Origin of the sequence: Glaciibacter sp. 2TAF33 (assembly GCF_052114945.1) — a bacterium.
Lineage (GTDB): Bacteria > Actinomycetota > Actinomycetes > Actinomycetales > Microbacteriaceae > Cryobacterium.
Map to the genome: position 1 here is coordinate 1 of NZ_JBFRFS010000010.1, position 12,534 is coordinate 12,534.

The 12,534-nt window shown below is 68.2% G+C and carries 14 protein-coding genes; 8 read left to right on the forward strand and 6 right to left on the reverse strand.

What is annotated here, in order from left to right; translation table 11 throughout:
* Positions 1–283: 283 nt before the first annotated feature.
* Complete coding sequence (locus tag AB4Y94_RS11665) at positions 284–1,903, forward strand: deoxyguanosinetriphosphate triphosphohydrolase family protein (RefSeq protein WP_441727993.1); 1,620 nt, start codon at positions 284–286, stop codon at positions 1,901–1,903.
* Between the two features lie 156 nt (positions 1,904–2,059).
* Here AB4Y94_RS11665 and AB4Y94_RS11670 read toward each other — a convergent pair whose 3' ends face one another.
* The 4 genes from AB4Y94_RS11670 to AB4Y94_RS11685 all read right to left on the reverse strand — a co-directional run bounded on the left by AB4Y94_RS11670 (position 2,060) and on the right by AB4Y94_RS11685 (position 4,103).
* A complete protein-coding gene (locus tag AB4Y94_RS11670; protein ID WP_441727994.1) occupies positions 2,060–2,632 on the reverse strand; it encodes an HhH-GPD-type base excision DNA repair protein in 573 nt (190 codons plus the stop codon).
* A 58-nt stretch (positions 2,633–2,690) separates the two neighbouring features.
* Positions 2,691–3,068, reverse strand: coding sequence for a hypothetical protein (locus AB4Y94_RS11675; RefSeq protein WP_441727995.1), 378 nt, complete (start codon positions 3,066–3,068; stop codon positions 2,691–2,693).
* Positions 3,069–3,150: 82 nt separating this feature from the next.
* Positions 3,151–3,522, reverse strand: coding sequence for a hypothetical protein (locus tag AB4Y94_RS11680; RefSeq protein ID WP_441727996.1), 372 nt, complete (start codon positions 3,520–3,522; stop codon positions 3,151–3,153).
* A 23-nt stretch (positions 3,523–3,545) separates the two neighbouring features.
* On the reverse strand, positions 3,546–4,103 hold the full coding sequence (locus tag AB4Y94_RS11685; protein WP_441727997.1) for a hypothetical protein: 558 nt from the start codon (positions 4,101–4,103) through the stop codon (positions 3,546–3,548).
* A 217-nt stretch (positions 4,104–4,320) separates the two neighbouring features.
* Here AB4Y94_RS11685 and AB4Y94_RS11690 point away from each other — a divergent pair, with 217 nt between their 5' ends.
* Positions 4,321–5,064: a GDSL-type esterase/lipase family protein gene (locus AB4Y94_RS11690; RefSeq protein WP_441727998.1), complete on the forward strand. Its 744-nt coding sequence runs from the start codon at positions 4,321–4,323 to the stop codon at positions 5,062–5,064.
* Positions 5,065–5,081: 17 nt separating this feature from the next.
* On the opposite strand, the gene AB4Y94_RS11695 is transcribed toward AB4Y94_RS11690, so the two are convergent.
* A complete protein-coding gene (locus AB4Y94_RS11695) occupies positions 5,082–5,243 on the reverse strand; it encodes a hypothetical protein (protein WP_441727999.1) in 162 nt (53 codons plus the stop codon).
* A gap of 68 nt (positions 5,244–5,311) precedes the next feature.
* Between AB4Y94_RS11695 and AB4Y94_RS11700 the strand changes: the two genes are divergently transcribed.
* Positions 5,312–6,016, forward strand: a complete 705-nt coding sequence (locus AB4Y94_RS11700; RefSeq protein ID WP_441728000.1) for an SOS response-associated peptidase — start codon at positions 5,312–5,314, stop codon at positions 6,014–6,016.
* Between the two features lie 41 nt (positions 6,017–6,057).
* Here the strand turns inward: AB4Y94_RS11700 and AB4Y94_RS11705 are convergent, their stop codons facing one another.
* A complete protein-coding gene (locus tag AB4Y94_RS11705; RefSeq protein ID WP_441728001.1) occupies positions 6,058–6,573 on the reverse strand; it encodes an acyltransferase in 516 nt (171 codons plus the stop codon).
* Between the two features lie 134 nt (positions 6,574–6,707).
* On the opposite strand from AB4Y94_RS11705, the gene AB4Y94_RS11710 reads away from it, so the two are divergent.
* The 5 genes from AB4Y94_RS11710 to AB4Y94_RS11730 all read left to right on the forward strand — a co-directional run bounded on the left by AB4Y94_RS11710 (position 6,708) and on the right by AB4Y94_RS11730 (position 12,532).
* The gene (locus AB4Y94_RS11710; protein ID WP_441728002.1) at positions 6,708–7,763 is read left to right on the forward strand and encodes an acyltransferase family protein; all 1,056 of its coding nucleotides are present in this window, start codon (positions 6,708–6,710) and stop codon (positions 7,761–7,763) included.
* Positions 7,760–8,725 carry an alpha/beta hydrolase gene (locus AB4Y94_RS11715; protein ID WP_441728003.1) on the forward strand — a complete coding sequence of 322 codons (966 nt, stop codon included), beginning with the start codon at positions 7,760–7,762 and terminating at the stop codon, positions 8,723–8,725. Before AB4Y94_RS11710 ends, AB4Y94_RS11715 begins: the two co-directional genes overlap by 4 nt.
* A 175-nt stretch (positions 8,726–8,900) precedes the next feature.
* Entirely contained in the window at positions 8,901–10,559 is a 1,659-nt protein-coding gene (locus AB4Y94_RS11720) for a polysaccharide biosynthesis tyrosine autokinase (RefSeq protein ID WP_441728004.1), read from the forward strand.
* Positions 10,552–11,487, forward strand: coding sequence for a hypothetical protein (locus AB4Y94_RS11725; protein WP_441728005.1), 936 nt, complete (start codon positions 10,552–10,554; stop codon positions 11,485–11,487). Before AB4Y94_RS11720 ends, AB4Y94_RS11725 begins: the two co-directional genes overlap by 8 nt.
* A gap of 88 nt (positions 11,488–11,575) precedes the next feature.
* Entirely contained in the window at positions 11,576–12,532 is a 957-nt protein-coding gene (locus AB4Y94_RS11730; RefSeq protein WP_441728006.1) for a glycosyltransferase, read from the forward strand.
* Positions 12,533–12,534: the final 2 nt, after the last annotated feature.

Genomic DNA, 12,534 nt, shown 5'->3' on the forward strand with positions numbered 1-12,534 from the left:
CCCCACCACCACCTCCTCCACAGCGAAGGCTGGGACATCAAAATCATCGACAACATCCCCTGGTTCATCCCCCCAGCCAGCATCGACATCACCAGAACCCCCCGCCGCGGCGGCCGCATCCAATAACCCACCACAACCCCACCGCAAGCAGTCGCAACCCGACAGTGGCCAGTCACAACCTGACCGTTACCAGCCACAGCTTGACAGCAGCCGGCCAGAACGCCCTCGGTGACTCTCCCCCTCCCGGCCTGCTTCTCGTCACAGGATGGTGCAGTCTGGTGTGATGGAGATCTCCACCCCCTCGCATGACGCCAATTCGCATGACGCAATCTCGAAGAACGGCGCATCGAAGCGCACCTCATCGATTGGCACCGCATCGATTGACCGTGCTTCATCGACCGACGGCGTCGTCCCGCGCAGCCGCAATATCGACGAGCCGCATGGTGACACTGGGGAGAACGGCTTCCACGAATTCCGGGTCGACTTGGAGCGCATCCGCTTCTCGCCGTATTTCTCCCGCCTCTCCGCCGTCACGCAGGTGATACCGCAGGCAGGGTCGGGGACAACGATCCACAACCGGCTGACCCATTCGCTGAAGGTGACGGCGGTGGCGCGATCCATCGCGGTCAGCCTGCGCACCGGCACCGAAGAAAGCCGCAGCACCATCGCGGAGCTCGGCGGGTGCGACCTGGTCGTCGTGCAGGCCGCCGCCAGCGCCCACGACCTCGGACACCCGCCGTTCGGGCACCTCGGCGAACAGGTGCTCGATCGCCTCGGGCGCGCCAAGCTCGGACTCGCCGACGGCTTCGAGGGCAACGCCCAGTCCTTCCGCATCCTCACCACCCTTGACACCTGCGACGCCGCCGAGCGAGGGCTCAACCTCACCGCAGCGGTGCGAGCCGCGGTGCTGAAGTACCCGTGGACGCGCGACGAGTGGACGACCGAAGAGCGTCCGGCACGTGAGCTACCCCGCGGTGTCGGCCTCGACCGCGCCGCCGGAGCGCAGAAATTCTCCGCCTACTCGATCGACGCTGCCGAAATGGCGAGGGTCAGGAGCGCGTACCCGAACATCGGAACACACCAGCAGACGCTGGAATGCTCGGTCATGGACATCGCCGACGACATCGCCTACTCGGTGCACGACCTCGACGACTTCTACCGCGCCGGCGTGCTGCAGCACACACCGGTCTCCGCCGAACTCACCAGCTGGCTCGCCAACCAGGGCACGTTCGCAAGGCTCACGCATGAGGAACTCGAGTCTTCGCTGCGCACGCCCGGGTATTCGCTCGAACTGGCCTGGCGATCGGTGCAACGCAAGGACGCCTGGATCGCCGACCAGGACGCGTTCCGTGAAGCGGTACTTCGAGTGAACCTTGGCCTGGTCGAGGGCTTGCTCGCCATGCCGTACGACGGCGGCATCGCCGCAGACCGGGCCGTGGCGGCCTTCACGCGGCACTGGATCGACCGGCTGCAGGCATCCGTTGTGGTGGAAAAACACCCCGACATCCGCAGCGGCCACGTGCGGTTGGGGGAGGACGCCTGGCACGACGTGGTGGTGCTCAAGTTCGTGCACTCGCGGTTCGTGCTCGATCGCCCCGACCTCACCATCTATCAGCGGGGCCAGGCTCGGGTACTTGAGGCGCTGGTCGCCGGCTTCCACGCCTGGCTCACCGACCCGGATGACGCGGCGCGAGCCCCGCGCCGGCTCACCGATTCCGTCGAGTCGACCACGCAGGCCTATCGGGACAGCAGTGCGGGCACCGGACACGACGTCGTACGCCTCGGGCGTTCACGTGCAGTCCTGGACTACATCGCCTCGTTCACCGATGCGCAGGCGATGTCGGCCGCCGCGCTGATCAGCGGTACCTCAGACCGCCTCTGGGAGGACGGCCGCAGCCTGTAGCCCCCGTGGTCGAGGAGCGGTGGTCGAGCCTGTCGAGACCAAGCGGTGGTCGAGCTTGTCGAGACCCCTCGACCTTGTCGAGACCAAGCGGCGGTCGAGCTTGTCGAGACCCCTCGAGCGTGCGCCCCCGGTGGTCGACATTGTCGAGACCGCTACCTACTTCTTGGCCGCGGCCTTCGCGGCGCGCTTGGTCTCCCGCACCTTCGCAAGCGAGTTGGCGTCCACGATATCGGCCACCGACCGGTGACAGTCCTGTTCGCCATATGCCCCTGCCGCGTCCCGCCACCCGGCGCCGGTGAAGCCGTATTGCTTGCCCAGGAGCGCGAGAAAGATCTTCGCCTTCTGCTCGCCGAAACCCGGCAGCGCCTTCAGCCGCTTCAACACCTCAGGTCCGTCGGGCTGGCCACGAGTCCACAGAGCGGATGCGTCGCCGTTCCAGTCATCGACGATCGCCTGGCAGAGTGCCTGCGTGCGTGCCGCCATGCTGCCCGGATACCGGTGCACGGCCGGCGGCGTGCGGAACAGCTCGGCGAAGGCATCCGCTTCCTGGCCGGCAACGGTTTCGGCGTCCAATGAACCAAGCCGCTCCGAAATCTTCAGCGGCCCGGCGAAGGCCGTTTCCATCGGCACCTGCTGGTCGAGCAGCATGCCGATCAACAACGCGAGCGGGCTCTCGGACAGGAGCGTGTCGGCGGCGGCATCACCGGTGATGTGCAGATTAGCGGTCATGTTCCCATCCTCGCAGCGATTGCCGGTTCGCGTCAGGTCGATCCCCTCTATCGCAGCTCTATCCCGCGGCGATGCCCTCAGCGACGCGCGCGCTCTGGTCCGGGCAATACTTCGCGACCGCCCCGGTGAGCATACGATGCGCGGTGTCGAGGCGTTCAGCGTCGGTGCCGCCCCCCACTGTGTACTGACTGACGAAGGAGTCCACCAGGGCGCTGATCGTGGCGGTGGGCATCTCCTCGAGCTTGGTGCACACCAGTTGGCCATACACGTTGACCGCCGTGCGCACCTGCTGGTCGAGCAGCTCGTGCTGGGAGAGCGGAGTTGGTGTGGGGGTGAGTGTCGTGGCGTGGGACGAGGATTCCGGCGGAGGGGCAGCGGTGCATCCCGTCAGCAACAGTGCGCCACCAATCGCGATACTCCACCCCGTCAGCCGCATGCCACGACTATACCGAGCCGTCCATGGCCCGCCCGCCGCCATCTCCGGTGGCGAGCGTGTCGGCGCCAGATCGTGTGGGACGCTAGCCTTCGGCGAGACCCTCCGCCACCCGAGCTGCCTGGTCTGGACAATACCGGGCGGCGGAGTCGGTGAGCAGCCGGTGCGCGGCGCCCAGACGGTCCGCCGTCGCGGCGCTCGCCGGCACGTACCGGATCACGACGGATTCGACGACATCGCTGATCCGCGCATCCGGGTTCTCGGCCAGCTTGGTGCAGATGATCTGGCCGTAGACATTGACCGCTGTGCGCAGTTCCTGGTCGAGCCGCTCCTGATCAGAGAGGGGAGTGGGCGTCGAAGTGGGAGTCGGCGTGGGCGTCTCTGATTCGAGTTCGGTCGAGCACCCGGTCAGCATAAGCGCCGCGCAGATCGCGATTCCCGTGCAGATGAGACGCATGCCTCAGGATAATCCCCATGTCGTCAGCGGGAGCGATTCGCTCCCGAACGAGCCCGACGAGCCATGGCGAGCGCGATTGCCGCCCCGATCAGGATCAAGCCTCCCGCGCTCAACAAAGCCGGCATCGGCACGTCATAACCGGTGCTCGCGAGCACTGGCGTCGTAGCGGCTGTTGGAGTGACCACGGCCGGGTGTGACGACACGACATCCAGCGTGAGCGAGCACGACCGCTGTGAGGCCACGCCCACTGCGGCAACAACGTAGCTGCCCGTCGCGTCCTGGGGGAGCGTCACCTGGAGCGCCCCGCCTCCGGATGACGTCGCTGCCTTGCGCATGGACGCCGTCGCGACTCCGTCGAGCATGACGGTGCCGGCACCGGTGACGGTGACGTCGTATTGCTCGTCGGGAGCGAAGCATCCGTCGCTGAAGGCGACAGCGAGCGTCGCACCCGGCGCGGCGGTCCCGCTGACGGTTGCGCACGGACCGGCCGGTGGGTAGGGAGTCACCGCGTCGGCCGGGGCCGCGAGGGCGAAGAAAGAGGCGGCGGCGATGGCGAAGATGGCGAGAGATTTCTTGAACACGGGGGAGTCCTTCACGCGAATGAATGAACCCAGTCCCGAAATCTGGCGGACCCCCATTGGGGGTCTGCTCTCAAGATAGTGAGAATCAATCGAAAAACCAGCCCACACTCTTTACTTGGGGGCATTTGCCCCCTCAACTGGGGACGTTTGGGGGGCAAATCATCGTGGCGCGGGCCCCAGCCGGTCCGCGTTCGTTGCGCAGCCTAGGATCGGTATCGTGCCGCACGCGTTCCCCAGAGTCCAAACGGATGCCGTGCGCTGGCTCGCCCGTTGGGCCCTGCTTCCCGTCATGCGGGTGTGGGCAGTGGCGGCCGACGAAAAAATGTCGGACGTGCCACGACCGTCGGACTCCCCGACGGTCGTCGTCGCCGGACCTGACACCGACCAGGTGCTGCTCTTCGGCAGTGGGGCTTCGGTCGGCCGGGGCGTGTTCAGCCATGCGCTCGCGCTTCCGGGATCGCTCGGCCGAGAACTCGCCGCGCGCACCGGGCGCGGGGCGAAGGTGGATGTTGTCGCGAATACGCGCACGACCATTTCCTCGGCAATCGACGAGCTCGCCCGGATCGAACTCTGGCGCTACGACGCCATCGTGCTCACCATCGGAGGCAACGACGCGTTCACGCTCACATCGCTCCATGCGTGGCGGCGTGGGCTGTTCAACCTGATCGACTACGTGCGCCTGCATTCGTCACGCTCGACGCAGTTGATCCTGGTCGGCCTCCAGCCGATCCGGAACATCCCCGGCTTCGATACGCCGCTCGGCGGGGTCGCCGCCTGGCATGCCCGCGCCATGAACCAGCTGACGGAGCGGGTGTGTGCTGCATCCGCTCACGCGACGTTCGTGCCGCTTCCGCCGGCGCCGCGGTCGTCGACGACCCGGTTCCGTACCGCCAATGACTACGGTCCGTGGGGCGTGGTGCTGGCGGGCCGCCTCGCCGACTTACTCGAGGACCAGGCCTGATCCGCCTGGGCCGGTGACTACAGAACGCAGCTGTAGTGCCACTCGAACTTGTGGTCAACCGAGCAGAAACGGTACGAGCCGTAACGGGCTGCCGCCTTCTGGATCTGGGTTCCACAGAGGGAGCACCGACGCACGCGATCCCGCAAGCGCAGCACCAGGCCGCGAATCTGTTCCCCCATATGCCGAATTCTACCGGCCCGCAGACCTGTCGGTTGCTCATGCCGCCTCGCCCGTCTAGCCTGACCTCATGTGCGGACGCTTTGCGATGGACCAGTCCACGGACGACCTGATCCAGGAGTTCGTCGCCGAGGGCGGCGACTTCCGGGACTGGCGTCCCAGCTACAACATCGCCCCCACCGATCCGGCGCCGATGGTGCGGGAAAGGGAGCATCACGGCGACGTCACTCGCACCCTCGACGTCGCCAGCTGGGGACTGAAGCCCGCCTGGGCGAAGGCCAAGGGACCGGCGCCGATCAACGCCCGGCTGGAATCTGTCGCCACCAACGGGTTGTTCCGCACCGCGTTCGCCGCCAAGCGATGCATCGTGCCGATGACCGGGTATTACGAATGGCAGGACCTGCCCGACGGCAAGCAGCCGCACTTCATCCACGGTCCCCGGCCGGTGCTCGCCGCGGCGGGCCTGTACTCGGCGAAGAAGGAGGACGACGGCAGCTGGGGCCTGAGCATGACCGTGATCACCCGGGAAGCCCGCGACGCGTCGGGGGAGATCCACGACCGGATGCCGGTGTTCCTGACCCCGGACGTGCTCGAGGACTGGCTGCGCCCGGTCAAGATCGAGCAACCCGATGTCATGCTCGCGATGCTCGACCGCACCTCGGTTGCGGTGGCCGCCACGATCACCAGCTACCCGGTCTCCCGGCGGGTCAACAGTGTGCGCGACGTGTCCATCCCGCGTGACGACCCGACCTTGATCGAGCCCATCGACCTCTAGAGGGGCGGAATGCTCGGGACCGGGGCACTGTCTGGGGCCACTTAGGCCCGCCGGATCGCCTCCGCGATCGAATCGACCCGTTCCCGGTGGCTCTGCCCCGACATGTCGGCGTCCGCGGGCCAGTCGCCGACGCGGACCATGAGATCAGCGAAGGAGCCGAGCACCCGGGCCGGGTTTCCGGCTACGACGGTGCCATCCGCCACGGACTTCGTCACCACCGAACCGGCCCCCACCACGCAGTTGTCGCCGATGCTCACTCCCGGCAGGATGATCGCACCCGCGCCGATGAACACGTCGGACCCGATGCTCACCGGCGCGTACCGGTACCGCCGGCCTCGTCTATCGCGGTAGAGCCAGCCGGTCCCGTCGTGCGTGATGATCCGCACGCCGCTGCTCACCGTGACCCGGTCACCCACCGAGACCAGCCACGGCTCACTGGTGACGATCTTCGAGAGGATCCGGCAGTCCTCGCCCACCCGGCACCCGAAGCTGCGGGATGCGGAGGCCGTGCCCTTCCACTGGCTGAGCATCCAGTACCGGAGGTTCGAGAGCTTCATCAGTACCCGTCTCGATCGGTGTCACAAACAAGGGCGTTGCCCAACCGTAGGGCGAAACGTCGACGACGGCATCCGTTTGAGCAAATTTCAGCGATTGGTTGCACGCGGTGGCGGCGTGCCCTTGAATGGGGCGCATGCCTTCCACCCGAATCGGGCATGCCGAGAACCGCGACTGGGTCGACTTCGCCAAGGGCGTCGCGATCATCCTCGTGGTGCTCTACCACTGCGGCCTGTTCCTGAGCGCCCTCGACCTGGCCGAAGGCACCTCCCGCATTCGCGCGGTGCTCGCGTTCTATCCGATGCCGCTGTTCTTCTTCGTCGCCGGTCTCACCAGCCAGCGGATGCTCACCTGGTCATTCAAGGATCTCTGGCGCCGGCGACTGCTCACCCTGGTCTACCTCTACCTGTTGTGGTCGCTGATCCGGGTGGTGTTCTACCTGCTGGTGCCGCACCTGCGCGCCACGGAGAGCGCCCCCACCGACCCGCTGAACGTGCTGCTGCTGCCGGTCTGGCCGACCAGCAGCTACTGGTTCGTCTGGGCGCTCGCCGTGTTCACCCTGCTGGCCTGGCTCGTGCGCGGGGTACCGCGCCCGGCGCAGGTCACCGCCGCGGTGCTGCTGGCCATCGCGAGTACGACCACCGGGCTGCTCGACACCAACAACGTCGGCTGGGACCGGGTCGCCCAGGACTTCCTGTTCTTCCTGGTTGCGATGTTCGTTCCGCACCAGACCTGTCGACTCGCGGCGCGGGTGCGGCTCTGGCACGCGATCGTTCTGGCCGCCGCCTACGCCGGCCTGGCCGCGGTGATCGTTCTCCTGCACGCCTCGCGCCTCCCCGGGCTGGTGCTGCTCGAAAGCGTGGTGGCGGTGGGCGCGGGTATCGCCTGGTCGGTCATCCTGCGGCGGTTCCGCTGGCTCGGCTGGGTCAGCGCGCTCGGGCAACGGAGCTTCCAGATCTACCTCGTGCACCTGTTCCTGATCGCGATCGCGCTCTGGGCGCTCGCCCCGCTGGCCGGCGTGCACGTGTTGAAGTTCGCGAACCTGGCGCCGTACCTGCTGGCCGCGGTGGTGCTACTGGCCTCGGTGTACCTGTCCAAGCTGTTGCGTCCGGTCCACTGGCTCTGGGTGAGTCCGTTCCGCAGCCGACCAACCCCGAAACGGGCTGGAAAGAAAGTCGAGTCGGCGTCGTGAGCCGGAGTATCCGTACCTGGGGCATCCGTCGTAGGAGGTCTGGCGCACCCGCGGTCCCCGCCCTGCTCGCCGCCGTGGTTGCCGGCGCACTCGCTACAGTGTTGGCGCTGGGCGGCTGCACCGCGGCACCGCCGGCCGAGGAGACACCCACCCCCACCGCGGGTTCACACGGAACCCGCAACCTGGTCTACGCCACCGCCTCGGGAAAGAAGCTGCAGCTGAATGCGTGCCTGCCGCGGAGCGACGCTGCCACCCCGGCCGTGATCCTGTTGCACGGCGGCGGATTCCAGTCCGGTGGCAAGGAATCGATGATGGGGATCTGCCGGGAACTGGCCGCGAGCGGATTCGCGGCGTTCAGCATCGACTACCGGCTGATGCCGAATTTCCCCTACCCGGCGCAGGTCGACGACGTGAAGGCGGCCATCTCCTGGCTGCGGGAACCCGCGCAGGTGAAACGGTTCGAACTCGACCCGGCCCGCGTCGCGCTGTTCGGAAGCTCGGCCGGCGCCATCATCGCGGCGACCCAGGGCGTGGCTGGCGAGGGCACCTGGACCACGGGCGACAAAGCCACGGCGACGCGGGTGGCAGCCGTCGTCGCGCTCTCCCCGGCGGTGGACCTCACCGCAAGCGGGCTGAAGCTCGGCAAACCCGGCGCGGCCGAGGTGCGGTTGATCCTCGCCTACCTCGGCTGCGAGTCGCCGGAGTCCTGTCCGGATGCCCGTGCGGCGTCGCCGCTGTACGCCGTTGACCCCACTGACCCGCCGTTCTACATCGCCGCGTCGACCGCCGAGATCGTGCCGGAGCAGCAAGCGCAGGCGATGAACGCCGCGCTCGAGAAGGCCGGCGTCCCGGTGACACTCGACCTGAAAGCCGGTTCGAAGCACGCGATCTCGCTGCTCGATTCCACGACCACCCGCGCAGTGTTGGCGTTCCTGCACTCGCACCTGGATGCGCCGCGATGAGCCCGGGCGCACGCCGAGCCCGCGGCCGCGCAACCCGCGGGGAGCGTTTCCGGCGGATGTCGCGCATCGAAACATCTGGTCACGGGGACTTACGTGACCACGGGTATGGGGTGTTGAATAAACCTCGAGATCGCAGAGCCCAACCCCATCGCAGTGCCCGACGTGGAGAGTGATTGTGGACCCGAGAAAACTCGTTCGTATCGTGCGGAAAAGCTGGATCCTGATTCTGGCCTTCGCGCTGGTGGGACTGGCCGGCGGCGCTATCGCCTCCCTGGTGATGCCGGTGCAGTACCAGGCGTCGACGAAGCTGTATGTCACCGTGGTCATCGCGCCCGGCTCCACCACCGGTGACCTGGTGCAGGGCAACAACTTCACCGCACAGAAGGTGGCCTCCTACGTCGGAGTGGTCACCAGCGCCCGGGTCCTCGACCCGGTGATCAATGACCTGGGGCTCGATACCACCGCCGAGGACCTCGCCCGCGAGGTGACCGCGACGGTCGAACCGCTCTCCGTCGTGATCGAGATCGCAGCGCTCGCGGAGACTCCGGCCGCTGCCGCCGACCTCTCCAGCGCTGTCGCCTCCAGTTTCTCCAACGTGGTCGTGAATCAGCTGGAGAAGCCGGTCGACGGCAGCGCCAGCCCGGTGAAGGTGGAGGTGCTGCAACCCGCGGTCGCCCCGGAGAACCCGGCGCAGCCGAACGTGCTCCTGAACCTGGCGGTCGGGCTGGTGCTGGGCCTCGTGATCGGCGTCATCGTCGCCCTCGTGATCGGCCTCGCCGACCGCCGGATCCACAACCGGGCCGACCTCGCGCGCGTTACCCGGATCCCGGTCCTCGGCGGAATCGTCACCGACGTGCGTGCCCGGCGCCGGCCGCTGATCGACGCGGAGAACGCCCGCGGCGCCCGCGCCGAAGCGTTCCGCGCGCTCCGGACCAACGTCCGGTCGGCAGCGTTCGGGACAGGGCCCGGACGGCCCGGACCAACGGCAGCCCGAGTGGCCCGCAGCCTCCTCGTCACCTCGGCGGTGGTCGGCGAGGGCAAGACCACCACCGCGCTCAACCTGGCCATCGTGCTCGCCGAGGGTGGCGCATCCGTCGCGCTGGTCGACGCCGACCTGCGTGCACCTCGCGTCGCCCGCTACCTCGGCATCGACGCCGCCGCCGGCCTCAGCCACGTGCTGGTCGGTGCGGCGACGCTCAAGGAGACCCTGCAACCGTGGGGCGTCCGAGGCAACCTTCGGGTACTTCCAGCGGGGCGGCTCCCGCAGAACCCGAGTGACCTGCTCGGCTCCGATGCGATGGCCGAGATGCTCGAGACCCTCACCGACCACTTCGACTACGTGCTCGTCGACTCCCCGCCGGTGCTGTCGGTGACGGATGCGGCGGTGCTCAGCCGGCTCACCTCCGGCACGCTGCTCGTGGTCGGGTCCGGCCGGGTGAAGGACACGGAGGTCAGCGCGGCACTCGAGGCCCTGGAGGTCGTCGGCACGGTTCCGGTCGGCACTGTGATGACGATGCTGCCCGCCCGCGGCCCGGACGCCGAGGCCGGCTCCCCGCTGCGGGAGGGCACGGTGTCGCGGGAGGACAAGGCTGCGCCGGAACCGGCGGGCCAGCCGGTCGCTGCGCCCGAGACCGAGGGGCGCCCGGCTGCCGATGTCGTCGGCGACAGGGCCGGCGACAGGGTCGGCACCAGGACGGGAACCAGTACCGGAAAGCGGGCTGCGGCCGCGGCGGTTTCCCCCGGCGGTGCGCAGACCCCTCCCCGTTCAACGGCTGAAACTTCGGCACCGGGCGCCGAACCGGCAGCGGTGCCCGCCGGTTCGCATGATGGCTAGGCGCACCGAGGCTGACGGCACGCCGGAGCGGCGCGTCTGGCCGAGGGTGCTCCTCGCCGCCTTGTTCGTCGCAGTGACAGCCCTTGTCGTCGGCACCCTGGCCGCGACCCGGGTGGACACCCCCGCCAGCTCTGAACCGTACACGCCCTCAGCGTTGGCGACGCCGACGGCGCAGCCCACGGCATCCGCGACCAAGCACCCGGCACCGCCGCGGGTGCTCCTCGCGCTGAGTGCCACGGCCGCCTGGCGGGCGCCGGCCGGCTCCTGTCCCGGCACCCCGGTGACCCTCGAATACACGACGGATGCCGGCGTCACGTGGAAGCCGTCCACCTCGGCCGGTTCGCTGGGCGCGACCTCGGTGCTCGACCTCGAGCGTGGATTGAACGGAGCGGTGACGGCCGTCGGTCAGATGCCCGACGCCTGTGCCCCCCAGCAGCTCACCACGATCTCCCGGGCGGACAAGTGGCATCCGCTTGACGGGCCCGTGACCTCGTGGTTCGTGGTGCCCGGCAGCCCGGCGAGCATCAACACCCCCACCGGCGCGCTGCCGACGCCCTGCGCGGCGGTCAACAGCGTGCAGGCCGGCACCGAGGTGAACGTCGCGGTGCTCTGCGACGACGAGCGGCTGTTCCGCTCGCAGGACGCGGGGGTGACCTGGGACAGTGGCTTTTGGGTGCCCGGCGCCGTGAGCCTCGGCGGCACCAAGCAGGGGTACATCGTCGCCGCGATCGGCACACCGATGTGCACCGGGGTGCAACTGGAGATCTTCTCGCCCAAGGCTGCGCCGCGCGACAGGTCGTCAGCCGGCTGCCATGCGACCAACGCCGACCTCGGCACCGTGCAGGTTGCGGTCGGGGCAGACACCGTGTGGCTCTGGGTCGGCGACGAGATCGGACCCCTGACCCGCGACGGAAACAACTGGAAGTAGAACCGCCCTCACCGCTCGAAACCAGCACGACCGCCCTCACCGCTCGAAACCAGCACGACCTCGAACACCCGAAATGACGAGGAAGCCAATGGGAACGACAGATCCGCCAGCAGACCGCAAGTTGATGCTTGTCGCATCGACCGGCGGCCACGTCGCCGAGTTGGCGCGCCTGGCGCCGGGCCTCGGGGCAGCGCCGAACTCACTCTGGGTCACCTTCGATTCGGCGCAGACCCGTTCCCTGTTGTCCGGACAACGTCGCTTGTTCGTTCCCTATGTGCGGCCCAGGGACGTGCGCGGTGTGATGCGCACCGCATGGATCGTCGAACGGTTGCTGCGGCATGAGCACTTCGACGGCGTTGTCAGCACCGGTTCGGCGATCGCCGTCTCCGCGCTGCCGCTGGCAGCAGCGGAAGGCATCCCCAGTCTCTACATCGAGAGTGTGTCCCGGGTTGAGGGGCCGTCGGTCAGCGGGCGTATCCTCGCGGCGTGTCGGCTCGTGGAGATGCACACGCAGCACGAGTCGTGGGCGCACGGACGCTGGCAGATGCACCAGAGCGTGTTCAACACCTTCCGCAGCCTGCCGAAGCCCCCCGCAGAGCGGCCGAGCCTGTTCGTCACGCTGGGCACGATTGAGGGCTACCGGTTCGACGCGATGGTCGACGCGGTGCTGGCCACCGGACTGGCCGACGAACGCACGGTTTGGCAACTCGGGTACACCGAGCGGGATGACCTGCCGGGGCGCGCGTACGGGCAGATGCTGTTCAACGACTTCCACGATGCGGCGGAGAACGCGGATGTCGTGGTCACCCACGCCGGCGTCGGCAGCCTGATCGCTTTCCTCGAGGCCGGAATCTATCCGGTGCTGGTCACCCGGCGGAAGGCCAGGGGAGAACACGTCGACGACCACCAGACCCAGATCGCCGAACTCGCGTCGGCACTCGGGGTCGTGGAAGCCGTCGACGCGCCCGAGCTGACCGCTGATGTCATCTATGCAGCAGCCCGGCGCCGGGTGGACCCGGCGCTCCCGGTCGGACTGGGGCTCTGACG

Bases quoted from the DNA above. Each gene is read 5' to 3' on its own strand.
- AB4Y94_RS11665 (WP_441727993.1), top strand. From the start codon at position 284: ATGGAGATCTCCACCCCCTCGCATGACGCCAATTCGCATGACGCAATC.
- AB4Y94_RS11670 (WP_441727994.1), bottom strand. From the start codon at position 2,632: ATGACCGCTAATCTGCACATCACCGGTGATGCCGCCGCCGACACGCTC.
- AB4Y94_RS11675 (WP_441727995.1), bottom strand. From the start codon at position 3,068: ATGCGGCTGACGGGGTGGAGTATCGCGATTGGTGGCGCACTGTTGCTG.
- AB4Y94_RS11680 (WP_441727996.1), bottom strand. From the start codon at position 3,522: ATGCGTCTCATCTGCACGGGAATCGCGATCTGCGCGGCGCTTATGCTG.
- AB4Y94_RS11695 (WP_441727999.1), bottom strand. From the start codon at position 5,243: ATGGGGGAACAGATTCGCGGCCTGGTGCTGCGCTTGCGGGATCGCGTG.
- AB4Y94_RS11700 (WP_441728000.1), top strand. From the start codon at position 5,312: ATGTGCGGACGCTTTGCGATGGACCAGTCCACGGACGACCTGATCCAG.
- AB4Y94_RS11705 (WP_441728001.1), bottom strand. From the start codon at position 6,573: ATGAAGCTCTCGAACCTCCGGTACTGGATGCTCAGCCAGTGGAAGGGC.
- AB4Y94_RS11710 (WP_441728002.1), top strand. From the start codon at position 6,708: ATGCCTTCCACCCGAATCGGGCATGCCGAGAACCGCGACTGGGTCGAC.
- AB4Y94_RS11725 (WP_441728005.1), top strand. From the start codon at position 10,552: ATGGCTAGGCGCACCGAGGCTGACGGCACGCCGGAGCGGCGCGTCTGG.
- AB4Y94_RS11730 (WP_441728006.1), top strand. From the start codon at position 11,576: ATGGGAACGACAGATCCGCCAGCAGACCGCAAGTTGATGCTTGTCGCA.